We start from the raw sequence: 22,884 nt of genomic DNA on the forward strand, positions 1-22,884 counted from the left end.
CGGCGGTGCCCAATCGGGCATATCGGGATGATGGGTAGGGTGGGGGCATGAGCGGAGAGAACGATCTGCGCAAGCTCCTGAGCGGTATGCGACCCGAGTTGAACGAGGGGCGGTACGTGTTCTGCACCGTGCCCGGAGGCGCGGTGCCCGCCGGCACCGCGCCCGTCGCCACCGTTCTGGAGCGGGAGGGGCTCACCCTGGTCCTGCGCCAGGAGGACGCCGACGCCGCCGGTCTCGCCTACGACTACACCGCGGGCTGGATCACCCTGCGGATCCACTCCGCCCTCGACGCCGTCGGCCTCACCGCGGCCTTCGCCGCCGAACTCGGCGCACACGGCCTGAGCTGCAACGTCATCGCCGGCTACCACCACGACCACCTCTTCGTGGCCGCGGACCGGGCCGGCGAGGCGGTGACCGTCCTGGAAGAGCTCGCGGCGCGTTCGGCACGGGACCGACACGCCCCGGGATACCCCCCGGAAGGTCGCTTGTAAAGAAGATCGGATTCTTTCCTGACTGTGGGGCACCTCGCCCTGTGCGCGGGCGTACGCTGATCTCCCGAACAGGCCTGGGGGGTACCAGCCATGACGGACCGCCGCCCCCGTATGCGGCGCACGATGGTCGAACGCGAGGCCGAACTCGCCACCGTCGACGAGGCCCTGGACCAGCTCACCGGTCCCGGGCCGGACGCCGGCGGCGCGCTGCTCGCCTTCTCCGGCCCGGCCGGACTCGGCAAGACCACCCTGCTCGCCGAACTGTGCCGCCGCGCCCACGCACGCTCCTGCACCGTCCTCGCCGCTCGCGGCGGGGAGCAGGAGCAGACCCAGCCCTTCCACGTCGCCCGCCAGCTGATCCAGCCCCAGCTGGCCGGCACCTCCGAGCAGGAACTGCGCGCGGCCCTCGGGAGTTGGTACTCCATCGTCGGACCGGCCCTCGGGCTGTGCGCCCCCGAACAGGGCGCCCCGCCCGACCCCCAGGGCCTGTGCGACGGACTCGACTGGGTCCTCACCCACCTCGTCGTCAAGCGCGCCCCCGTCGCCCTCGTCCTCGACGACGCCCACTGGGCCGACCCCGAGTCCCTCGGCTGGCTCGCCGCCTTCGCCCCGCGCGCCGAACACCTCCCGCTCCTCCTCGTCGTCGCCTACCGGCCCGACGAACTGCCCGCGGACGCCGAGGCCTTCCGTACGCTGCCCGGCCGGGCGGGTCAGCGCCCGCTGCCCCTCGCGCCGCTCACCCCGGCCGCCGTCGCCGCCCTCGTCCGCGAATGGCTCGGCGACCACGCCGACGACGCCTTCTGCCAGGAGGCCTGGGCCGTCACCACCGGCAACCCCTTCGAGGCCGTCGAACTCGCCGCCAAGGTCCGCGACAAGGGCCTGCCCCCGGTCGAGGCGAACGCCCCGCTGCTGAGCGACCTCGTCGCCGCCCTGCGCGGCAGTGGCCTCGCCGCCCGCCTCGAACGCCTCGGCCCCTCCACCGTCCGCTTCGCCTGGGCCTGCGCCGTACTCGGCACCGCGATCCCGCAGGACCTCGCCGCCCGGGTCGCCGCCCTCGGCGCCGAGGAGGCCGTGGACGCCACCGGGCGGCTGCGCGACGCGCGCATCCTGTCCGCCGCCGCGGAAGAGCCCGACGCGGGACTGGAGTTCGTCCACCCGCTCATCGCCACCGGCATCTACCGCGCCATCCCCGACGCGCTCCGCGTCGCCCTGCACGGCAAGGCCGCCGTGGCCGTCGTCGACGCCGGACTCGGCGCCTCCGCCGCCGCCCGCCACCTGCTGGAGACCCACCCCGAGAACGACCCCTGGGTGGTGCGCGTCCTGCGCGAGGCAGCCGGCGAGAACATCCGCGCCGGCGCGCCCGAGGCCGCCCGCCGCCAGCTCGCCCGTGCGTTGCGCGAGCCCCCGGACTTCGACGAACGCGCGGCCGTGCTGTACGAACTCGGCTGCGCCTCCCTGCTCACCGAGCCCGCCAACACCGTCAACCATCTGCGGGCCGCCCTCGCCGAGCCCTTCGACGACCCGGCGCTGCGCCAGGGCATCGTCATCCGGCTGGCCCAGGTGCTCGCGCACAGCGACCGCCTCGCCGAGGCCTCCGCATCCCTCGCGCGGGAGATCCCGAACACCCAGGACGTCCGCGCCCGGCTGCGCCTGCAGTCGGAGCAGTTCATGTGGGACGCGTTCAACGCCGCCGAGACGGACTCCCCGGCCCGCTCGCGGCGCCTCGCCCGGCTCGCCGACCGGCTGGCCGGCCGCGACCTCACCGAGCGGTACGTCATCGCGCTGCGGGCCTGGGACGCCTGCCTGCGGGGAGAGCCGGTGGACGTGGTGCTGCACCACGCCGGACGGGTGCTGGAGCGGCCCTTCAGCTGGGCCCACGAGGACCGCGGCTTCGAGGTCCCGGTCCTGGTCGCGATGGCCCACATGTACGCCGACCGGCCGGGACGGGCCGAGGAGCTGTTCGAGGCGGGCACCGCCGAGTTCGAGCGGCAGGGCTGGCGCGGGGCGCACCTGTCCTTCGCGTACAGCCTGCGCGCCTACATCCGCTACCGGCGCGGGCGCCTCGCCGAGGCCGAGGAGCTCGCACGGGCCGGCCTGCGGCTGGCCGAACGCGTGGGCCGGCGCACCCCCGTGCACTGGTACGCCATAGCCATCCTCCTCACCACGCTGCTCGCGCGGGGCCGGCTCGACGAGGCCTGGGAGCTGGCACGGGAGCACGAGTACGGCAGGCCCTTCCCGGCGGCCGTGGTCTTCCCCGACTCCCAGACCGTCTACGCCGAACTGCTGCTCGCCCGGGGCCAGGTACGGGCGGCCGTCGCCGAGCTGGAGGAGGCCGACCGGCGGCTGACCCCGCGCGGCATCCAGAACCCGGCGTGGTGCCCGTGGCAGCTGCACCTGGCCCGCGCCGTCGCCGCGGACGATCCGGACCGGGCGCGCGCCCTGGCGGGCGACGCCGTCCGGCGGGCCCGCGCCTTCGGAGCCCCTTCGGGCATAGGCCAGGCCCTGCGCGTGGCGGCCGAGGTCGCGGCGCCGGAGGACCGGGCCGGGCTGCTGGGGGAGGCGGTCGCCCTGCTCGCGCAGTCACCGGCGGGCTATGAACTGGCCCGCGCCCTGGCGGCGCTGGGCAGTGAGCTGCGGGACGCGGACCTGCTGGCGCGGGCGGTGGTGACGGCCCGGGAATGCGGGGCCGACGGGCTGGTGGCCCGGGCGACCGACGTCCTGCTCGGGCTGGGCGCCACCGTGCCGTGCGGGCCGGACGCGAAGGCGGGGGAGGACGGCCCCGGGCCGGAAGGACTCAAGGAGGAGGAGCTGCGGGCGGCGCGGTGGGCGGCGGGCGCGTCCGGCCCGGACGGCTCCGGCCGCACCGGACAGGGCCCGCGATGGGCCCTGTCCGCGGCCTGCCGCAAGCTCGGCACCGACCTCCCAGGACTGCCGGCCGCCCTGAAGGCCTACGCGCCGTAGGCCTCCGGGACGCGCGTCAGTTCTTGGCGTACACGCCGAACAGGTCGATGATCAGGTCGGTGCGCTCCCAGCCCCGGTTCCAGAAGTCGACGATGTCGTTCTTGCCGGTGCTCGCCTGGACCAGGTTCGAGACGGTCTCGCCCTTCGTCCAGTTCAGGTTGGAGGAGTTCGGTGGGGTCGGCTTGACGGCCTTGCTCCGGCCGTACTGCTCCCGGGTGTTCGGGTCCGGGGCGACCGTGAGGTGGCCGCTTCCCTCGGTGTTGGTGACGGTGGCGTTCATCACCGCGCCCGCGAGCGTGACGTCGGGCTCGAAGAGCGTCTGGTACCGGTAGTCCTGGCCGTCGACCGGCCAGAAGAACCTCCGCGAGTCGTGCAGGCGCTCCGGCGCGAGCGGCAGGTAGGCGGCCTTGCCGTCGGCGCTGTAGTAGCCGGTCACGTCCACGATCACGTCGGTCGGGCTCCAGGAGCCGTTGCGTATGTTGATCCTGCCGTCCGGGCCCACCGGCACGATCACCGAGTTGGCGACCGTCTGGCCGGCGGTGAAGTTCACGTTCGACGTGATCGGAGCCTGCTGCCCGCTCGGGAAGACGGTCAGGTGGCCGGAGTCCTTGGGGGCGGTGATCGTGACGTTGAGGGCGACGGCCGTGATGCCCGCGGCCGGCAGCTCGCCCTGGCCCGCGACCTGGACACCGAAGGAGCCCTGCCCGGCGACCTGGCCCTTCGCGGCGCCCTTGCCGTCCCGGGTGTCGACGAGACGGAACGGGTCCATGGGGGTGTAGCCGCTGGAGGCGGCGCGGGCGAAGTAGCCCGTGACGTCCGCGATCAGGTTCACCGGGCCGGGGCTGCGGTTGACCAGTTCGACGTAGCCGTCCGCGCCGACCGGCACGATCGCCAGGTTCGGAACGGACCGGCCCGCGGTGAAGTTGACGTTCGACGTGGTCGGCTGCTCGGTGCCGGACGCGTACGCGGCGATGTGCCCGTCGGCGGCGGCGCCGGTCGCGGTGATGTTGAGGGCCACGGCGGTCACCCCCTCGGGGATGCCGCTGTTGCCGCCGACCTTCACCCGGGTCGTTCCGTACGGGGCGACGGGCTGGGACGACGAGGTCCCGGTGCCGTTGCGGGTGTCCAGCAGCCGGGTGGGCGCGTGCGGGGTGAAGTCGGAGCCGGCCACGACGATGTCCACGCTGTTGGTGACGGTCGTCTTGGTCAGCGAATCGGTCGCCGTCACCGTGATCTTGTGGGTGCCGACCTTGGCGTACGTGTGCTGGAAGCGCAGGAACTCGTCCGTGACGGAGAACCCGGGAGTCGCCGTCTGACCGTCGCCCCAGTCGACGGTCACCGTGAACACGTCGAGCTTCTCGCTCGCGACCCAGGTGGAGAGCTTCATGGTGCGCGCACCCGAGCCGGTGGTGACCAGGCCGACATAGTGGTCCGCGGCCGCGGCCGGAGCGCCCTTGGCGGCCGACGCGGTGGCCGGGGTCGTGCGGACGGACCGCTCGGGCGGGCTGCTGAAGGTGGCGGTCTTCGTCGCCTCCTCCACGGCTGCCGCGAGCTTCTTGCCCGCGTCCTGCGTGTGGTTCGCGGCCGGCCCGGCCGCGTGGGCCGCGCTCGGTACGACGAGTCCGACGGCTGCCGCGACGACGGCGGCGGAGATCATGACGCGGTGACGGTACACCGGCCCCCCAGTGTTGTTGAACTTGTTCAGATGGTCATGATCAGGTTACAGGGCCGTCCGATTTCCGTTGCCTTGGCTCGTACCGGCTGGTCGGCGTGTCGCGCCGAAGATGTTTCCCCGGAGCGCGAAGCGGGAGATTCCGCCGTCCGGCGGGCAGGGTCAACCGTATGGATCACAGTGAACGCATCTCCCGCTTCCAGAGCGAGGCAATGGCCTTCGAGAAGGCCGTCCGCCGTGCCCTCGACCCCGGCGAGCCGGTGCCGACGGTCCCCTCGTGCCCGGGCTGGACGGTCTCCGACCTCGTCGCCCACCTGGGGGGCGTGCACCGCTACCTGGCCCACGTCCTACGGGAACGGCTCGCGGCCCCGCCGGACCCCGGCGGCCTCGACCTCCCGCAGGTCCCGGCCGCGCCGGACGAGCTGACGGAGTGGTTCGCTCACGGCGCCCGGGAGCTGGCGGAGCTGCTCCGGGAGCTGGGGCCGGACACCCCGGTCTGGACCTGGTCGGCCGAGCAGACCTCGGGCTTCTGGCTGCGGATGCAGCTCATCGAGCTGGCCGTCCACCGCTGGGACGCGCAGTCCGCGACGGGGACCCCGGGCCCGCTCGACCGGGCCGTCGCGGCGGACGCCGTCACCCAGACCATCGAGGTGATGGCCCCGGCGCGCCGTTCGTGGAAGGCGGCCCCCGCCGGAACGGGGGAGCGGTACCGCTTCCGGAGTACCGACGGACCGGAAAACTGGACGGTCGTCTTCGAGGGGGACGCGGTCCTGCCGGAGTGCGGCCCCGCCCCGGAGCCCGGCCCCACCGCACCGGCGGACGTCGAGGCCGCCGGGACCGCCTCGGACCTCGCCCTCTTCCTCTGGGGACGGCTGCCCGCCACCGCCCTGCGGGTCACGGGTGGTGACGCCGCCCTGCTCCCGCGCTGGTTCACCCTGGTTCCGCCGGTCTGACCGGCCGGTCCGGCGCACCCGGCCCGGACGGCGCCGGGATCAGGGCCCCCGGGCCGGAAAACCCGTGCGGCCACGTACCATGGCGGCATGTCCTTCCTCCGCCGCCACCGCGCCGCCACACCCGCCGGCCCGGACTTCGACGTCCTGGCCATGGACCCGGGGGACTGGCCGGGCAATCTCGGGGCCGGGCTGCTGCCCGCGCCCGACGGCAGCTGCCAGGGTGTCTTCCTCCGCTACGACCTGTTCGGCGGACGCGGCCCCGCGATGATCATCGGAAACCTCCCCGAGGGTTCCCCGGCCCGGGAGCTCTCCGACGGCGAGGTCCCCTTCGAGGTGGCCCAGCTCCTCGACGCCCTGGAGAACGACGAGGACGTCGAGGTCACCGGCGTCGAGGACTGCCCCGTCATGCAGGGCGACAACCTCCTCATCGTCCGGAAGATCAAGCTGTCGGAGTCCCGCATCTCCTGCGTCCAGTTCGACCGCAGCGACAACGTGCTGGTGACCATCGCCAGCTGGGACCGCCCGATCACCGATGACCTCTACGCCCTCCTGAAGCCGCTCCCCGCCGAGCTCTTCCAGCAGGGCTAGGCCTTCTCCGCGCGCTGAGCGCTCCGCCGGGACGTCACGCGTCCGCGATGTCGTTCGCCGCCACGTAGCCGAACGTCATCGCGGGCCCGATCGTCGACCCGGCCCCCGCGTAGCTGTGGCCCATCACCGCCGCGCTCGCGTTGCCCGCCGCGTACAGGCCCCGGATCACCGAGCCGTCCGGCCGCAGCGCCCGGGCCCGCGCGTCCGTCACGATGCCGCCCTTCGTCCCGAGGTCCCCCGGCACGATCTTGAACGCGTAGAACGGCGGGGCCCAGATCGGCGCGAGGCACGAGTTCGGGTGCACGTTCGGGTCCGTGTAGTAGTGGTCGTACGCCGTGTCGCCCCGGTGGAAGTCGGCGTCGGTACCGCTCCACGCCTGCGCGTTGAACCGGCTCAGCGTCGCCCGCAGCGCGCCCGCCGGAACCCCGATCTGGCCGGCCAGCGCGTCCCACGTCCACGCCTTCTTCGCCGCGCCCGTCTGGTACCAGGCGTCGGGGAAGGCGAGGGTCGGCAGGATGTCCTTGAACAGGTACTTGTTGCGGTAGTTCTGATCCACGATCAGCCACGCCGGTATGTGCGAACCGGTGGCGCCCCGGTCCTTCTCGTACATCACGTGCACCACATCGCTGTACGGCGCCGCCTCATTGACGAACCGCGCCCCGTTGGCGTTCACGATCAGCCCGCCCGGCAGAGTCCGTTCGGCGAGGCAGAAGTACGGCTCCCCCGGCAGCGGGATCGACGGCCCCCACCACGCGTCCTCCATCAGGGCCAGCGCCGCCCCGGCCCGCTGCCCCGCCCGGATCCCGTCGCCGGTGTTCTCCTTCGCGCCCACCGACCACTGGGTGCCGATCGGCTGCTGCTGGTACTGCGCCCGCATTGCCGCGTTGTGCTCGAAGCCGCCCGAGCCGACGATCACCCCGCGCCGGGCCCGTACGGTCCCCCGTACGCCCTCCTTCTCCACCACCACGCCGGTGACCGCGCCGCCCTCCTGGACCAGGTCGACCAGCGGGCTGTTCAGCCACACCGGGACCCCCGCCCGCTGGAGCCCCGCGCGCAGCCCGGCCGCCAGGGACTGGCCCATCGTCAGCGGCTTCTCCCCGCGCAGCGCCGCCTTCGTGCCGCGCGCCAGGCACTCGGTGGACACCGCGAGCCCCTTGGCGCTCACCGCCGCCAGGTTCAGCCACTTGTAGTCCTGGCTGAAGACCACCATCGCGGCGGGGACGGGCAGGTACGCCGGGTTCAGACGGGCCAGTTCGGCGCCGAGGACGTTGCCGTCGAGCTGGTCCGGCTCGATGGACCGGCCGTTCGGCAGGCCGCCCGGCAGATGGGGGTAGTAGTCGCTGTACCCCTCCATGAACCGGAACGTGAGCGGGCTGTTGGCCATCACGAAGTCCAGCATCCGCGGACCGTTGGAGAGGAAGGCCGCCTGGCGGTCGGCCGGCACCTCCGGCCCGACCACGGCCGCGAGGTACTCCGCCGCCTTCTGCGGGGTGTCCGGCACCCCGGCGCCCAGGATCACCGAGTTGTTCGGCAGCCAGATGCCGGCCCCCGAACGGGCGGCCGAACCGCCGAAGGTGGGGGCCTTCTCGACGACCAGCACGCTCAGCCCCCGCTTGGCGGCGGTGAGCGCGGCGGTCATCCCGGCGGCCCCCGACCCGACCACGACGACGTCGAACTCGCCCAGCGAGGGGCCGTCCTGGGCGGCGGCCCGCGCCGCGGCGGACGGCAGGACGGTGGCGGCGAGCACCCCGGCCCCCGTACCGGCGAGGACCGTACGTCTCGACGGGAGGGTCTCGGGGGAGGTGCGTGAAGCGCTTGCGGACATGGGCAGGCTCCAGCGGTGTGGGGAGGACGGGGATTCGGCTCCAGCACGTCTGATGCTGAGTCAGAAAAGGTCTTCGGGGGATCATGTGATGTCAAGGCATCCGGCGCCCGAGCACAAGACCGAGACCTCAGCCCTCCCCCTGGATCCGGGTATCCAGTTCCCTCACGTGCCGCTTCAGGGCCACCGTCCGGTAGCTCTCCTCCACCCACTCGCACAGCACCTGCACGGAGGGCGCCCCCTTCTCCGCCAGCGGAACGGACACCCAGCCGGAGCGGCCCAGACCGTATCCGGTGGGCTCCGCTCCCGGCGCCGTCATCGCGTGCCCGTGCAGCGCCTCGTCCTTGAGCTTGACGGACAGACCGGGCTGCCCCGGCCCGTCGGTGCTGCCCAGGAAGACGAAGATCTTCTTGTTCACCTTCACCACGCAGTCCTCGGGACCCCACGGGTGATCCTCCACGGCCTCCGGAAGACCGAGGGCGAACTCCCGCACCGCCTCCCACTTGCGCACTCCGGACTTCATCAGCGCCTCCCGTCGATGGTCTCCCCACGCTAACGGAGCCCGACGGGACACCGGGGCACGACCGCACCGCGCGGCCGGGAAGCCGCCCGCCCCGCCCCCGGGCGTCTGCGCACCCGCGAACGAGCGAAGTCCCGTGGCGGTGGGGGCCACGGGACTTCGCGTACAGGGGACGCCTGGCCCATCGGGCGGATCAGCGCGTGCCGACCGCCGCGCGGACCGCTCTGCGCGCCATCCCGGCGTCGTCGTGCAGTCGGCGGAGCAGCAGCCGCTGCTCCTCCCCGGAGGACAGGGAGCCCGCCGGCAGCGGCTGGGTCGGGGCGGTCGCCAGCATCGAACGCTGCACCGCCGTCTCGGACATCCGGATCTCCCGGGTCAGCACCAGCATCAGATTGACCAGGAAGGCGTCCCGCGCGGCCGGACCCGCCGACTGGGCGAGCCGGCTGATCTGGGCGCGGGCGGCCGGGGCGTCGCCCAGGACCGTCCACAGGGTGGCGAGGTCGTAGCCCGGCAGGTACCAGCCGGCGTGCTCCCAGTCGAGCAGCACCGGACCGGCCGGGGACAGCAGCAGGTTCGACAGCAGGGCGTCACCGTGGTTGAACTGCAGCGCCGTGCCCGACAGCTTCACGCCGTGCAGCAGCTTCTGCAGGTCGCCGAGGTCCCGGTCGGTCAGCAGCCCCAACTCGTAGTCGCGGGCGATCCGCCGCGCGTAGTTCATCGGGGTGCCGAACAGCTCGGCCGGCGGCCGCCACTGGTTGACCCGGCACACCGCGCCCAGGGCCGCCCGCAGGTCCACCCGCGGCGGCGGCTCCACCGGGTGCCGCTGCAGGGCCGCGACCCGGCCCGCCATCCGCTCCACCACCAGCGTGCAGTTCTCGGGGTCGGCGGCGATCAGCCGCGGCACCCGGACCGGCGGGCGGTGCCGGACGAACGTCCGGTACGCCGCTATTTCGTGCCGGTAGCGCTCGCGCCACTCCGGCGAGTGGTCCAGTAAAACCTTCGCGACGGCGGTCATCCGCCCTGTGGTGCCCACCAGGAGGACCGAGCGGCCGCTGCGCCGCAGCACCTGCACCGGCGCGAACTCCGGACAGATCCGCTGCACCGAGGCGAGGGCGGTGCGCAGTTGCGCCCCCTGCGGCCCCGAGAGGTCGATTCTGCCGCTGACGGGCTGTGACCCGGTACCCGGCATGCGCCGCGCCCGGACGGTGCCCTGCACCGGTGCCGACGGGCGGCCGGGTTCGAGGTAGGGGCCGCCGCCCGCCGGAAGCGTGCGGTGCGGCCGGACCGGTGCGGACACGGAGGACGTTGCTGCGTACATGGTGATACGGATCCCTTCGTGCGCCGACGAGTTGCGTACGCCGCCCCGCCGGATCCCGTGCTTCACCCTGGGGAGTTCCGCCGGTGACCGGGTCGGGGAGGCGCATTCCTACCTGACACCCGGCGCAAGGTGGCGAACCATCGGGCGTGCCCTGGCGAAGCCTGGCGAATAGTCGCTGGGCATCTGACGGGGGGCTACTGTCAACTCAGCCGAGAACCTGGGGGCTTGACGTGAGCAAAGGTCCAAACACCCGCTTGAACGACCTGTTCGGCCTGGCCGGCTGGTCGAAGGGCGAACTGGCGAGGATGGTCAATCGGCAGGCGGCGGCCATGGGCCACCCCCAGCTGGCCACCGACACCTCGCGGGTGCGGCGCTGGATCGACATGGGGGAGACCCCGCGCGAACCGGTGCCCACGGTACTGGCAGCACTGTTCACCGAGCGGCTCGGTCGTGTCGTGACCATCGAGGACCTCGGGTTCGTACGGCAGCGGCGCACCTCCAGACGGCAGCCGGAAGGGGCTCGAGAGAACCCCGACGGGATGCCGTGGGCGCCCGAACGCACAGCCGCGGTCCTCACCGAATTCACGGGAATGGACCTCATGCTCAACCGTCGCGGTCTGATGGGCGCGGGCGCCGTGCTCACCGCCGGCTCCGCCCTCAGCAACGCCATGTACGACTGGCTGCACACCGACCCCGCCCTCGCGAAGGAGGCGCGGCACTTCGGGGAGGCCTTCCAGGCCGATCCCGCGGGATACGACCGCTACGAGGCGGCCCCGATCGGCTCCCAGGAGATCGAGGCGCTGGAGCGCTCCGTCGAGGTGTTCCGCGCCTGGGACGCCTCCAGAGGAGGCGGACTCCAGCGCAAGGCCGTCGTCGGCCAGCTCAACGAGGTGGGCGGGATGCTCGCCTACCACCACCCCGACCACCTCCAGCGGCGCCTGTGGGGGGTGGCGGCCAACCTGGCCGTGCTCGCGGGCTGGATGTCCCACGACGTGGGCCTGGAGCCCACGGCGCAGAAGTACTTCGTCATCGCGGCGCACGCCGCCCGCGAGGGGGGCGACCGGCCGCGCGCCGGTGAGGCGCTGTCCCGCGCCGCCCGTCAGATGGTCCACCTGGGCAAGCCGAACGAGGCCCTGGACCTGATGAAGCTCGCCCAGTCGGGCTCGGGCGAGCAGACCCTGCCGCGCACCCGCGCCATGCTGCACACCATCGAGGCCTGGGCGCAGGCCGCCCTGGGCAAGGGCCAGGCGATGCGCCGCACCCTGGGCGAGGCGGAGGAGCTGTTCGTCTCCGACAAGGGCGACGTACCGCCGCCGAGCTGGATGCAGCACTTCGACGAGGCCGACCTGCACGGCATGCAGGCCCTCGCCTACCGCACCCTCGCCGACCACGACGCCTCGGCGGCCCCGATCGCCGCGCGCCACGCCCGTGAGGCCCTGCGGCTGCGCGGCGAGGGCTACCAGCGCTCGCAGATCTTCGACTACATCTCCATGGCCTCGGCCTGCTTCATCGCCGACGAGCCGGAACAGGCCGACCGGTACGCGCGCCTCGCCCTGGTCTCGATGAACGAGACCTCTTCGCACCGGACCTGGGACCGGCTGCGCGAGATGTACCGGCTCACCGCCCAGTACTCCGGCTCCGCGCGCATCGAGGACCTGCGCCAGGAGATCAAGCTGGCCCTCCCGGACAGCCCGGCGCCGCGCGCCACGGGGGTGTAGTCCCACGCCGGCCCCCGTCCGCCCCGAGTGCCCCCCCACACCGTGTACGTGTACGGAGACGAGAAAGGCCGCGCCTTCCGGCGCGGCCCCTGAAGCCGTGGGCGACCCGTGGGCCCTGAAGCCCGGACGGTTCGCGCCCGTTACCCGCCCACCCTGGCCACGAGCACGCAGGCGTCGTCCTCCCGCTCGCTCTCGCCGAACTCCTCGATGACGAGCCGTACGCAGTCCTGCGCCGACCGCGCCGCCGAGAACCGCGGCGCGAGCGCCAGGAGCCGTTCGGTGCCGTCGGCCCGGCTGAACTCGATGCTGCGCGGGGTCAGTCCGTCCGTGTGCAGCACCAACAGGTCGCCGACTTCCAGCCGTTCCTCGGCCTGCCCGTACGAGGCTCCGGAGGTCGCGCCCAGCAGGACGCCCTCCGGCGGCAGCAGGGACCGGCCCGCCCCGCGGCGGAACAGCAGCGGTGCCGGGTGGCCCGCCTGAGCCCAGGACAGCACCCGGCGCGCGGGATCGTAGCGGCAGCACACGGCCGAGCCGAGCGCCGGCTGCACGGAGGTCTCCAGGAGCTGGTTGAGCCAGCCCATCAGCGGGCCGGGCTCGATCCCCGCCATGGCCATCCCGCGCAGGGCGCCCAGCATCATCGCCATCCCGGAGGTGGCGGTCACCCCGTGCCCGGTCAGGTCACCGACCGTCAGCATCGAGCGTCCGTCGGGGAGTTCGAGCGCGTCGTACCAGTCGCCGCCGATCAGCGCGCTGGTCGCGGACGGCAGGTAGTGGGCGGCCACGTCGAGAGTGCCCGCGCTGCTGTGCGGGAACCGCAGGGAGCCGCGCCACGGGGGGAGCACGGCTTCCTGCAGCTCGACCGCCAGCCGGTGCTCGGTCTGCGCGATCTCCCGCTGGCGCTGCAGCGAGTCACGGGACTCGCGCACCGCGCGCTGGCTCCGGCGCAGTTCACTCACGTCGCGGAGCACGGCCCACATGGAGGCCGTGCAGCCGTCGGAGTCGAGTACCGGCTCGCCCCTCATGTGCAGCGTCCGGACGCGGCCGTCGGCCCGGACGATGCGGAACTCGCCGTCGATCGGTTTGCCGTCCACCAGGCAGGCGGTGACCCACGCGGTGAGCAGCGGCTGGTCCTCGGAGAACAGGGTGGAGCCCAGTTCGTCGAGGGGGAGCGCGCCGGTTTCGGGCGAGCGGCCGAAGATCTGGAACAGCTCGTCGGACCAGCTGACTTCGTCCGTCAGCAGGTTCCACTCGGCGCTGCCGACGCGGGTCTGGGCCTCGGGCCCCGCCTCGGGCGCCGCCTGGGGGAGCTCGACGGTCTCGGGCACCGGCGGCAGGCCCTCCTTGAGCTGGCCGAGGTGCTCGCGGAGGTCGTCGAGGTGGTGGACGGCGAGATCGCACAGTGCGCGCTGCCAGCGGCCCTGGGCGTCGTCGTCGTCCACGACGGTGTCGCGGCGGACCGCGTCCACTTCTCCCCGCAGCCGCCGGGTCTGAGAGATCAGCGCGTCCACCGACCCCGGCTCTGGCGGCTGCGCGGAACGGTCCGCGAACAGGTGGGACGGCATGAGAACTCCGATACAGGCGCGGCACGGCCAAGTCTGAAGGAAGGACCGGTAATGACTGTTGCACAGGGCGCGACGGCGTGTAAGGCGTTTGGCAACATCCGCAACGTTCTTGCTTTTGGCATATGCCGTAGGCCTTCCGGCGGCTGTTTCGTGTGCGAACGAATCCGGTCAGCGCCCTTCGGCGGGACGGGGCCGGCACCTGCCGGTGGGGGCCGGGGCGGGCCGGTGGCGGCGGCCGGAAACCGGCCCTCGCCGGCCGTCGCTCGATCGTACGGCCGAGGCGTGCGAGGCCGGCCGGGCGGCGTACTCGTACCGGGCCCGGATCAACGAGCCTGGGCGAGATACCCCCGAACGGAGGACCCCCTGCCGCGAGTCGGTGCGGAGCCGAGGCTTCCCACCGCACCGGCGGGTCGCTACTCTACGTGCCGGTAACGAACCGGGGGAGGTCCGCGCGGGCGGGCCCGGGCAGCGTGGGGACGACGGACATGAGCGGGTACGACCACGCCGCCGGGCAGGACCACGCCGCCGGGCAGGATCACGCCCCCGGGCAAGACCGGGCCACGCGTCAGGACGGCACCACCGGGCAGACCCGTCGCGCCGGGCAGAGCCGCCGGTCCTTCCTCACCTACCTCGTGGCCGCGCCGACCCTCGCCCTCGTCACCCGCGCCGGCGGCGACGCGCTCGCCCCGCAGCCCGCCCACGCCGTGGTGCCGTCGCTGCCCGCCATCGCCGACGTGATCGACCTCGGTGACCTGTTCATCCTGGCCGGGGCGCCCACCTCCGCCCTGCTGGCGCTCGCCGTCGAGGCGGACGGCACCATCCGCTTCCGGCTGCCGCGCGAGGAGGTCGGCCAGGGCCTCACCACCGCCGTCGCCATGCTGGTCGCGGAGGAACTCGACGCGCCCCTGGCCGGCGTACGCGTGGAGTTGGACGACGCGCGGCCCGAGCTGCTCTTCAACCAGCTCACCGGATCCTCCAACTCGATCCGCTCCCTCTACGGGCCCGTCCGCCAGTGCGCCGCCACCGCCCGGGCCCGGCTCGTCGCGGCCGCCGCCCGCCGCTGGGGCCTCTCCGCGGCGTCACTGACCACCGCGAACGGCGCCGTCCGCGCCCCCGACGGCCGCAGCGCCGACTACGGTTCCCTCGCCGCGGCCGCCGCCGACCCCGGCCTGATCGTCCTCGGCGCCACCCCCAAGAAGACCGCGAAGCACACGCTCGTGGGCAGGCCCACCAGCCGCGTCGACGCCCGCGCCATGGTCACCGGCGCCCAGCAGTACACCCTCGACCTCGACGTGCCCGGCGCCAAACCCTGCGTGGTGCGCCGCCCGCCCACCCTCGGCGGCACCGTCCGCACCGTCACCAACCTCGCCGCCGTCCGGGCCATGCCGGGCGTCCTGCACGTGGTGACCGTCCCCACCGGGGTCGCCGTCGTCGCCGAGACCTTCGGGCAGGCCATCACCGCCAAGTCGGCCCTCCAGGTCACCTGGGGACCCGGTCCCGCCGACCAGCTGTCCGACACCCAGATCCGCGCCAAGCTGCGCGCCGCCACCCCGCCGCTGCTGGTGCCGCCGCTGCTGACCCCGTACGTGGACGCCGAGTTCGACTTCGCCTTCGTCAGCCACGCCCCGATGGAGACCAACTCCGCCATCGCCGACGTCCGCGACGACCGCGCCGAGATCTGGTCCGGCCTCAAGTCCCCGATCGTGGCCCGCGAGACCATCGCCGCCGACCTCGGCCTGCCCCTGTCCAAGGTGCGGGTGCACGTGGTCCAGGCCGGCGGCTCCTTCGGCCGGCGGCTCTTCTTCGACGCGGCCCTGGAGGCCGCCCGCGTCTCCAAGGCCTGCCGCCGCCCGGTCAGGCTGATGTGGACCCGCGTGGACGACACCCGGCACGGCCGGATGCGCCCCGCCACCCACCACAAGATCCGGGCCACCCACCTGCTGGGCGAGGTCCTCAGCTTCGAGCACCGGGTCGCCGCCGCCGAGACCGACTTCCGGCACGGGCTCGGCGAGATCATCACCGCCACCGCGGCGAACCTGCCGCTGGGGATCGGCAACGCCACCCTGGCCCAGACCCTGTTCCTGACCACGGTGAAGTCCCCCTACCACTTCGGGCTCACCACCCAGGCGCTCACGGAGGTGCCCACCGGCATCCCCACCGGATCCTGGCGCTCGGTGTACTCCGCCAACACGCGCGGCGCCGAGGAGATCGTGGTCGACGAACTCGCCGCGCGCACGGGCCGGGACCCCTACCGCTTCCGCCGCACCTTCCTGAAGACCGACGCCCAGCGCGCCGTACTCGACAAGGTGGCCGCGGAAGGGGAGTGGGGGCGGCCGATGGAGGCGGGCCGCGCGCAGGGCATCGCCTTCCACGAGGAGTACAAGTCCCGCACCGCGTGCCTCGTCGAGATCGACACCCGCGACCCGGAACACGTCCGCGTCACCAAGGCGGTCATCGCCGTGGACGTGGGCCTTCCGGTCAACCCGCGCGGACTGGAGGCCCAGATGATCGGCGGTCTCACCGATGCCATCTCCACCACCCTGCGCGCGGGCCTGCACCTGGACAAGGGGCTCCCACTGGAAGGCAGTTACAGCCAGTTCCACTGGGCGCAGCAGCGGGACACCCCGCGCGACGTACGGGTCTTCGTGCTGCCGGCCACCGGTGAGGAGCCGGGCGGCGCGGGCGAGCTCGGCGTGCCCGCCGCCGTCGGCGCGATCGCCAACGCGTGGGCCCGGGCCACCGGTTCCAAGCCGCGCAGCTTCCCCCTCGACTTCGACGTCGACTTCACCCCCTACCCCCGCTAGCCCGCTTCCCCCGCCCGTTCCCCACTCCCCTCGCCGGCCCCGGACCCAGGAGTACGCCGTGCCCTCGCACACCTTCACCGTCAACGGGCAGAGCGTCACCGTGGACGCGCCCGACGATCTGCCCCTGCTGTGGGTGCTCCGCGACATGCTGGGAGTCCGCGGCCCCAAGTACGGCTGCGGGGTGGACGTCTGCAAGGCCTGCACGAGCCACCTCGACGGCGTCGACGTCCGCCCGTGCGTGGTGCCCGTCTCCGCGTGCGCGGGCAGGTCGGTGACCACCATCGAGGGGCTGGCGAACGGGGACGACCTGCACCCGGTCCAGGAGGCCTGGCTCGAACAGGACGTCGCCCAGTGCGGCTTCTGCCAGCCCGGCCAGATCATGGCCGCCGTCGCCCTGCTCCAGCGCACCAGCGAGCCCACGGACGAGGACATCGACGCCATCGCCAACATCTGCCGTTGCGGTACGTACTTCCGCATCCGCGAGGCCATCCGCAGCGCGGCCGCCACGATGTGAGCGGCGGCGGATCCCGGTCTTCCCCCGTGAATGCCGGGACCCGGCCGCTCCTGGCCAAACCTACGCGGCCGAAAGGCCGTTGGCAGGGTTCGCCGTGCCCAGTGACCCGGCGAGACGGGTATCACAGCGCACAGTGAGCGGCGGGTGGTTGAATGCGCCCGTGCCCCGGTCCGACGACGTCCTCAAGCTGCACCGGCTCGCCCACGCCGGAGGATCGGCCGCGCTGCTGGAGTGGCTCTGCGCCCGCCTCGGCGGATGGACCGGGGTCGTGGACGCCGGGCGGGGCCCGGGGCCGGAGACCGCGGTGCGGGGCGCCGCCGAGCTGAGCGCCCGCGGCGTACGGTCGGCCGTCCTGCACGCCCCCGGCTCCGCGACGCTGCTGTTCGCGCTGGACGGCGGGCGCGCGCTGGCCGCCGTACTCGAACAGCCGCACCACCCCGACGCCGCCGCCCTGCTCGCGGACGCCGCCGTACCGCTGGCGCTCGTCCTGCGCGCCGAGGAGGCCGCGCGGCGGGAGGAGCGGGCCGCGCTCGCCGAGTCGCGGGCCCGCGAGGCGGTCCTGCACCTGCTGATGAACGGGCGGCTCTCCACCGCCCACCAGATCGCCGAGGCGCTGGGGCCCTCGCTGCCCGAGCCGATGCGGATGTACGTCGTCGAATGCCGCACCGGCCGGCGCGCCGAAGTGGCGCGACGGTGCGAGGAGCTGACGGACGGCCGGGCCTGGATCGTGCGCTGCCCGGTCTACGTACGCCACCTCATCGTGCTGGTCCCGGCCGGGCCGGCCGCGGTGTCCGCCGGCCACGATCCCCTCGCCGAGGCGCTGGTGGCGGTGGCCCCGGACTGCACGGTCGGGGTCAGCGGGGAGCTGCGCCTGCGCGAGGCCCCGGCCGCCTACCAGCAGGCCTTCCACGCCCTGGCCGTGGCCCGGGAGCGGGGCGAGCGGCACGCCCGCTTCGGGCCCGGCCCCGAGCTGGTGCTCGCCGCGCACGAGGCCGGGGCCGGCTGGGCGCAGGCTCTGCTCGCGCCCCTGTACGCGTACGAGCCCCGGCGTCCCCAGGACCCCGGCGGACAGGAACTGCGCGCCACCGCCCACGCCTGGCTGAACTTCACCTCGCACGCCACGCGGCTGCTGAAGATCCACCGCAACACCCTCGCCGCCAGGCTCCGGCTGGTCGAGGCGCTGCTCGGGCTGGACCTCGCGCGGCTCGGGGACCAGGCGGCGCTCTCGCTGGCGCTGCGGCTGACCCCGGGGGCGTGGCGGGGGAAGGGGGCGGACGCGGCGGCGGCCGCGCCCGGTCTCGACGCGGTGCTGGGCGATCCGCGCGTGACCGCCTGGGCCCGCGCCCAGCTGAGCGCGCTGAGCGGACCGGACGCCCCGTCGGGTGCCCGTGCCACGGTCCGCGCCTGGCTGGCGCACGACGCGCAACTCGCGGCGACGGCCGCGGCGCTGGGCGTCTCGGTCCCGGGCGCCCGCAAGCGGCTGACCCGTATCGAGGTGCTGCTGGAGCGCTCCCTGCTCCAGTCCCCGAGCGCCCGGCACGACCTGTGGCTGGCTCACCGGGCGGAGGAGCTCGCAGGGTGACACAAGCCGCAAAAGGGATGATCGGCGAAAGGAATCGACGATCATGCCCGAATGAGGCGAATCCATGCGAAACGCGTGCTGGTCGGTGAACCGCTGGACACCGCGCGCCTGGGCGAGACCCTGCTGCCCAAACGGCTCGCCCTGCCGATCTTCTGCAGCGACCCGCTCTCCTCCGTGGCCTACGCCACCGAGGAGATCCTGCTGATCCTGGCCCTCGGCGGCGTCGCACTGCTCCACCTGACCTGGTACGCGGCCGCCGCCATCGTCTTCCTGCTCCTGGTGGTCGTCGCCTCCTACCGGCAGACCTGCCACGCCTATCCCGGCGGGGGCGGCGCGTACGTCGTCAGCGCGGAGAACCTCGGCCAGACCGCCGCGCTCACCGCCGCGAGCGCACTGCTCGTCGACTACGTGATGACCGTCGCGGTCTCCGTCGTCTCCGGCGTCTCCGCCATCACCTCCGCCATTCCCGCGCTGAACGACCACGAAGTGGCCCTGTCGGTCGCCTCCGTGGTGCTGCTCACCCTGATGAACCTGCGCGGCGTACGGGAGTCGGGCCGGATCTTCGCCATCCCCACCTACGGATTCGTCCTCGTCATCTACCTGATGTTCGCCGTGGCCGCCGTACGCCTCGGGACCGGCGAGACCATCCGCGCCGAGTCCGCCGACCTGCCGATCACCGCGGAAGGCACCTACACCGGAATCGCCCTGGTCTTCCTCGCGATGCGCGCCTTCGCCTCCGGCTGCACCGCCCTCACCGGCGTCGAGGCGATCAGCAACGGCGTACCCGCCTTCCGCAAGCCCAAGGCCAAGAACGCGGCGACCACGCTCGCCGCGATGGGCGCGCTCTCGGCCACGATGTTCACGGGCATCACGGCCCTGGCCATGTCGTACCAGGTACACGTCGCCGCCGACCCCACCGAACTGGGCCTGCCGCCCGGCACCGCGACCTCCACCGCCCTCGCCCAGATCGGCCGTGCCACCTTCGGCAGCTGGCACTTCCTCTTCTACCTGCTCCAGGCGGTCACCGCGGGCGTGCTGATCCTCGCGGCGAACACCGCCTTCAACGGCTTCCCGATGCTCGCCTCGATCCTGGCCAGGGACCGGTACGCGCCCCGCCAGCTCTCCAACCGCGGCGACCGGCTCGTCTACTCCAACGGCGTCGTACTCCTCGCCCTCGCCGCGATCGCCCTCATCGTGGCCTTCGACGCCCAGTTGACCCGCCTCATCCAGCTCTACATCATCGGCGTCTTCGTCTCCTTCACCCTCTCCCAGTCCGGCATGGTCCGGCACTGGGGCAAGCAGCTCGCCTCACCCGCCACCCCGCGCGAGGAGCGCGTCCACATCCACCGCAGGCGCGCCATCAACGCGGTCGGCGCCTCCATGACCGCGCTGGTCCTGGTCATCGTCCTGCTCACCAAGTTCACGCACGGGGCATGGCTCGTCGTCATCGCCATGCCGCTGCTCTTCCTCGGCATGAAGGGCGTACGCCGCCACTACGACCAGGTCGCCCTGCAGGTCGCCGTGGCCCCCGGCGCCAAACCGCGCGAGCCGGCCCGCCACCACGTCCTCGTACTGGTCGCCGCCGTACAGGCCCCGACGCTCAAGGCCATCGGCTACGCGCAAGGGCTGCGCCCCGACAGCCTGACGGCGGTCACCGTCGCCGCGGACGAGGGCGAGGCGGCCCGGCTGCGGGAGGCCTGGGCCGCGCACGATCCGGGGCTGCCCCTGAAGATCCTGCACTCGCCCTACCGCGAGGTGGTGGGCCCGATCATGGCCCACGTCCAGGAACTGGCCGCGGACGACGCCACGGACGTGCTGTCGGTGGTGATCCCCGAGTACGTCGTGGGGCACTGGTGGGAACAGCCGCTGCACAACCAGAACGCCCTGCGGCTGAAGGCGCGGCTGCTGTTCACGCCGGGCGTCGCGGTGATCGACGTCCCGTACCTGCTGGAGTCGGCGAAGTCCGCCCAGCCCGCGGGGCAGGAGGGGTAGGCACCTCCCCGGCCGCGGCGGCCTGCCGGACCGCGGAGGGCGGGCCCGCCGCCTGCGGGGCCCCGGTGTGCTGGACCACCGCCGCGTGCGCCAGCGCCAGTTCCACCACGTGCCGCGGGTCGGTGAGGGAGCGGCCGGTGAGCTGCTCCAGGCGGCGCAGCCGGTTGGAGACGGTGTTGCGGTGGCAGTACAGCCGCTGCGCGGAGTACGTGGTCGAGCCCTGGCAGGCGAGCCAGGTCCCGAGGGTGGTCAGCAGCGTCCGCCGGTCCTCGGCGGGCAGCGCGAGCACCGGGCCCAGCACCACCCGCCGCAGCCGGCCCGCGAGTTCGGCCTGGGCGGCGATTAGCGCGGCCGGCAGCCGTTCGTCCAGCAGCGCCGTGCGCGGACCGCCGGACTCTGGAGCCGTGCGCAGTGCCAGGACCGCCAGCCGGTGCGCCCCGGCCAGCTCGGCCGCCGCCCCGACGACCGGACTGACCCCGGCGCGCAGCCCGAGCGGCGCGAGCAGCTCCCGTACGGACTCCAGCGGATGGTGGCCCAGCTCCACCAGGCCGATCTCCCCGTCGCCGCGGATCCGCCACAGCACGCGCGGAGCGGCGGCCCCGGCCTTGGCGGCCGCCGGGCCGGCGGACAGGCCCTCGCCGCCGGATCCCACCACGACCACCGCGAAGCGGCCCCGCTCCGGCAGGCCCAGCCGCGCCGCGGCCTCCGCGGCCGTCGGCCCCCCGTCGGCCGCCGCCCCGTCGAGCAGGACGTCCAGCAGCGCCGCCCGGCGTTCCCTGTCGCGGTCGGCGCGTACGGCCTCGGTGCGGTGGTACGACTCGGTGAGGGCGTCCGTCAGCTGGTCCAGGACGTCCCATAACGCGGGCGCACCGGGCAGCAGCCGGGGCAGCGCCGTCCGGTCGTGCGCGGCCACCGCCTCGGTGAGGGTCTGCCAGAGCAGCCGGCCGCCACGGCGGTAGGTGCGCAGCAGAGAGGCGAGCGGCAGCCCCTGTTCGGCCCGCAGCGCGCCGGTCGCCCGGGCGTCGGCGAGCTCGACGGGCAGCCCCCGCGAGCTGCGCACCAGGCCCTCGACGGCCTGGCGGAGGTGGTGGTGGATCCGCTCGCGCAGCTCGGCCCGGCCGAGCAGGGCGGCGTAGGCGGGATCCTCGGTCAGCGTCCGGTCGGCGAGCCGGTCCGCCGCGACGGCGAGCCGGCGGGACAGGTCCTCGCGTATCTCCTCGATGATCCGCTCCATGCCGGGCAGCCTGACACGGGGGAGGGGACGGTGGGGAGGGCGCGGAGACGGCACATCCGCTACCGTGGGCGAAGCACTGCACTTGCAGTGATCCCCCGATGTGCCTCACGCGATGTGCCGCACCCACCCCCAGGGACCGCCCATGCGCCAGAATCCGCAGCGCCGTGCCGCACTGCTCGACGCCGCCATCGAAGTCCTGGCACGCGAGGGCTCGCGCGGCCTGACGCTGCGCGCGGTGGACGCCGAGGCCGGTGTGCCCACGGGCACCGCCTCGAACTACTTCGCCAACCGGGCCCAGCTGCTCGTACAGATCCTGCACCGCACCCGGGAACGGCTGACGCCGGAGCCGGAGGACCTGGCCGGCCCGCTGGACACCAAGGTGCTGCTGACCCGGCTGCTGGAGCGGATGCGGCGCGAGCGCAGCGTGCACATCGCGATGCTGGAGCTGAGGCTGGAGGGCACCCGGCGCCCCGAACTCCAGGCGGAGCTGGCCGGATTCCAGGGCGAGGAGCTGGAGGCGAACATCGCCTGGCACCTGGAGGCGGGGCTGCCCGGGGACCGGCAGGGCGTGGTCCTGCTGTACCTCGCGATGCTGGGCCTGATCGTGGACGACCTGACCGCGCCGGCGATGCTGGAGGCCCACCCGGTGGAGGGGCTCATCGAGGCGATGGTCGAGCGCCTCCTCCCGCAGCGGTCCGCGGACTGACCGGGAGGTATCCGGTGATCTTATGCTCAGGTATACGCGAGTCAGCTGGTTTTGCGGCCGGTGAGCGACTTTGATGGGTTCGCCAGGCCTCGTACCGAGCAGGGGGACTCATCATGAGTACCGACCACACGCAGAAGGACAGCGCACCCACCCTGATCTGTTCCGTGCAGCGCGCACTGCGCCTCGTGGAAGCGATGTACGCCGAAGGCGGGGCGACGGCCAAACGGCTCGCCCGGGTCACCGGGATCCCCCTGCCCACCGTCTACCACCTGCTCCGCACCCTCAGCCACGAGGGTTACGTCCAGCGCGAGGGCGGCTCTTTCCGCCTCGCGGACGATCTCCCGCTCGCTTCGTGATCAAATATCGACGCGTTCCGGCCAAGGTCTCACGCGCTTCATGGCATGTTCCAGCGGAAAATGCCAGAACGCCCTTTCGTACTGTGGAAGT

At 73.4% G+C, this 22,884-nt stretch carries 17 protein-coding genes; 11 read left to right on the forward strand and 6 right to left on the reverse strand.

Going from position 1 to position 22,884, the window contains the following annotated elements; translation table 11 throughout:
- Positions 1-47 precede the first annotated feature (47 nt).
- Positions 48-491, forward strand: a complete 444-nt coding sequence (locus ACZ4VT_RS02185) for an ACT domain-containing protein (RefSeq protein ID WP_467945802.1) — start codon at positions 48-50, stop codon at positions 489-491.
- A 90-nt stretch (positions 492-581) separates the two neighbouring features.
- Positions 582-3,452, forward strand: a complete 2,871-nt coding sequence (locus ACZ4VT_RS02190; RefSeq protein WP_467945804.1) for an ATP-binding protein — start codon at positions 582-584, stop codon at positions 3,450-3,452.
- 16 nt (positions 3,453-3,468) lie between these two features.
- Here ACZ4VT_RS02190 and ACZ4VT_RS02195 read toward each other — a convergent pair whose 3' ends face one another.
- Positions 3,469-5,109, reverse strand: coding sequence for a PKD domain-containing protein (locus tag ACZ4VT_RS02195; protein ID WP_467945806.1), 1,641 nt, complete (start codon positions 5,107-5,109; stop codon positions 3,469-3,471).
- Positions 5,110-5,294: 185 nt separating this feature from the next.
- On the opposite strand from ACZ4VT_RS02195, the gene ACZ4VT_RS02200 reads away from it, so the two are divergent.
- Together ACZ4VT_RS02200 and ACZ4VT_RS02205 are read left to right on the forward strand one after the other, a co-directional pair.
- A complete protein-coding gene (locus ACZ4VT_RS02200) occupies positions 5,295-6,077 on the forward strand; it encodes a maleylpyruvate isomerase family mycothiol-dependent enzyme (RefSeq protein ID WP_467945807.1) in 783 nt (260 codons plus the stop codon).
- Between the two features lie 87 nt (positions 6,078-6,164).
- On the forward strand, positions 6,165-6,665 hold the full coding sequence (locus ACZ4VT_RS02205) for a hypothetical protein (RefSeq protein ID WP_030714404.1): 501 nt from the start codon (positions 6,165-6,167) through the stop codon (positions 6,663-6,665).
- 34 nt (positions 6,666-6,699) lie between these two features.
- Here ACZ4VT_RS02205 and kstD read toward each other — a convergent pair whose 3' ends face one another.
- From kstD to ACZ4VT_RS02220, 3 genes are all read right to left on the reverse strand, one after another.
- Positions 6,700-8,490 carry a 3-oxosteroid 1-dehydrogenase gene (kstD, locus tag ACZ4VT_RS02210; protein WP_467945809.1) on the reverse strand — a complete coding sequence of 597 codons (1,791 nt, stop codon included), beginning with the start codon at positions 8,488-8,490 and terminating at the stop codon, positions 6,700-6,702.
- Between the two features lie 127 nt (positions 8,491-8,617).
- Positions 8,618-9,010 carry an MmcQ/YjbR family DNA-binding protein gene (locus ACZ4VT_RS02215; protein ID WP_467945810.1) on the reverse strand — a complete coding sequence of 131 codons (393 nt, stop codon included), beginning with the start codon at positions 9,008-9,010 and terminating at the stop codon, positions 8,618-8,620.
- 190 nt (positions 9,011-9,200) lie between these two features.
- Complete coding sequence (locus tag ACZ4VT_RS02220; RefSeq protein ID WP_362854934.1) at positions 9,201-10,325, reverse strand: aminoglycoside phosphotransferase family protein; 1,125 nt, start codon at positions 10,323-10,325, stop codon at positions 9,201-9,203.
- 230 nt (positions 10,326-10,555) lie between these two features.
- Here ACZ4VT_RS02220 and ACZ4VT_RS02225 point away from each other — a divergent pair, with 230 nt between their 5' ends.
- Entirely contained in the window at positions 10,556-12,043 is a 1,488-nt protein-coding gene (locus ACZ4VT_RS02225; protein ID WP_467945812.1) for a DNA-binding protein NsdB, read from the forward strand.
- 140 nt (positions 12,044-12,183) lie between these two features.
- Here the strand turns inward: ACZ4VT_RS02225 and ACZ4VT_RS02230 are convergent, their stop codons facing one another.
- Positions 12,184-13,605 carry a PP2C family protein-serine/threonine phosphatase gene (locus tag ACZ4VT_RS02230; protein WP_467945813.1) on the reverse strand — a complete coding sequence of 474 codons (1,422 nt, stop codon included), beginning with the start codon at positions 13,603-13,605 and terminating at the stop codon, positions 12,184-12,186.
- A gap of 485 nt (positions 13,606-14,090) precedes the next feature.
- Here ACZ4VT_RS02230 and ACZ4VT_RS02235 point away from each other — a divergent pair, with 485 nt between their 5' ends.
- From ACZ4VT_RS02235 to ACZ4VT_RS02250, 4 genes are all read left to right on the forward strand, one after another.
- Positions 14,091-16,409 (forward strand): xanthine dehydrogenase family protein molybdopterin-binding subunit, encoded by a 2,319-nt coding sequence (locus ACZ4VT_RS02235; protein WP_467945815.1) that lies wholly within the window; start codon positions 14,091-14,093, stop codon positions 16,407-16,409.
- Positions 16,410-16,467: 58 nt separating this feature from the next.
- Complete coding sequence (locus ACZ4VT_RS02240) at positions 16,468-16,923, forward strand: (2Fe-2S)-binding protein (protein ID WP_467945817.1); 456 nt, start codon at positions 16,468-16,470, stop codon at positions 16,921-16,923.
- A 160-nt stretch (positions 16,924-17,083) separates the two neighbouring features.
- On the forward strand, positions 17,084-18,505 hold the full coding sequence (locus ACZ4VT_RS02245) for a PucR family transcriptional regulator (protein WP_467945819.1): 1,422 nt from the start codon (positions 17,084-17,086) through the stop codon (positions 18,503-18,505).
- 51 nt (positions 18,506-18,556) lie between these two features.
- Positions 18,557-20,497 carry an APC family permease gene (locus ACZ4VT_RS02250; RefSeq protein ID WP_467945821.1) on the forward strand — a complete coding sequence of 647 codons (1,941 nt, stop codon included), beginning with the start codon at positions 18,557-18,559 and terminating at the stop codon, positions 20,495-20,497.
- Here ACZ4VT_RS02250 and ACZ4VT_RS02255 read toward each other — a convergent pair.
- Positions 20,415-21,731 carry an RsbRD N-terminal domain-containing protein gene (locus ACZ4VT_RS02255; protein WP_467945822.1) on the reverse strand — a complete coding sequence of 439 codons (1,317 nt, stop codon included), beginning with the start codon at positions 21,729-21,731 and terminating at the stop codon, positions 20,415-20,417. The two genes, ACZ4VT_RS02250 and ACZ4VT_RS02255, sit on opposite strands and share 83 nt — an antisense overlap.
- A 142-nt stretch (positions 21,732-21,873) precedes the next feature.
- Here ACZ4VT_RS02255 and ACZ4VT_RS02260 point away from each other — a divergent pair, with 142 nt between their 5' ends.
- Positions 21,874-22,437, forward strand: a complete 564-nt coding sequence (locus tag ACZ4VT_RS02260; protein ID WP_467945824.1) for a TetR/AcrR family transcriptional regulator — start codon at positions 21,874-21,876, stop codon at positions 22,435-22,437.
- Positions 22,438-22,550: 113 nt separating this feature from the next.
- A complete protein-coding gene (locus ACZ4VT_RS02265) occupies positions 22,551-22,793 on the forward strand; it encodes a helix-turn-helix domain-containing protein (RefSeq protein WP_467945826.1) in 243 nt (80 codons plus the stop codon).
- Positions 22,794-22,884: the final 91 nt, after the last annotated feature.

It is taken from the genome of Streptomyces sp. NPDC029164, assembly GCF_055563995.1.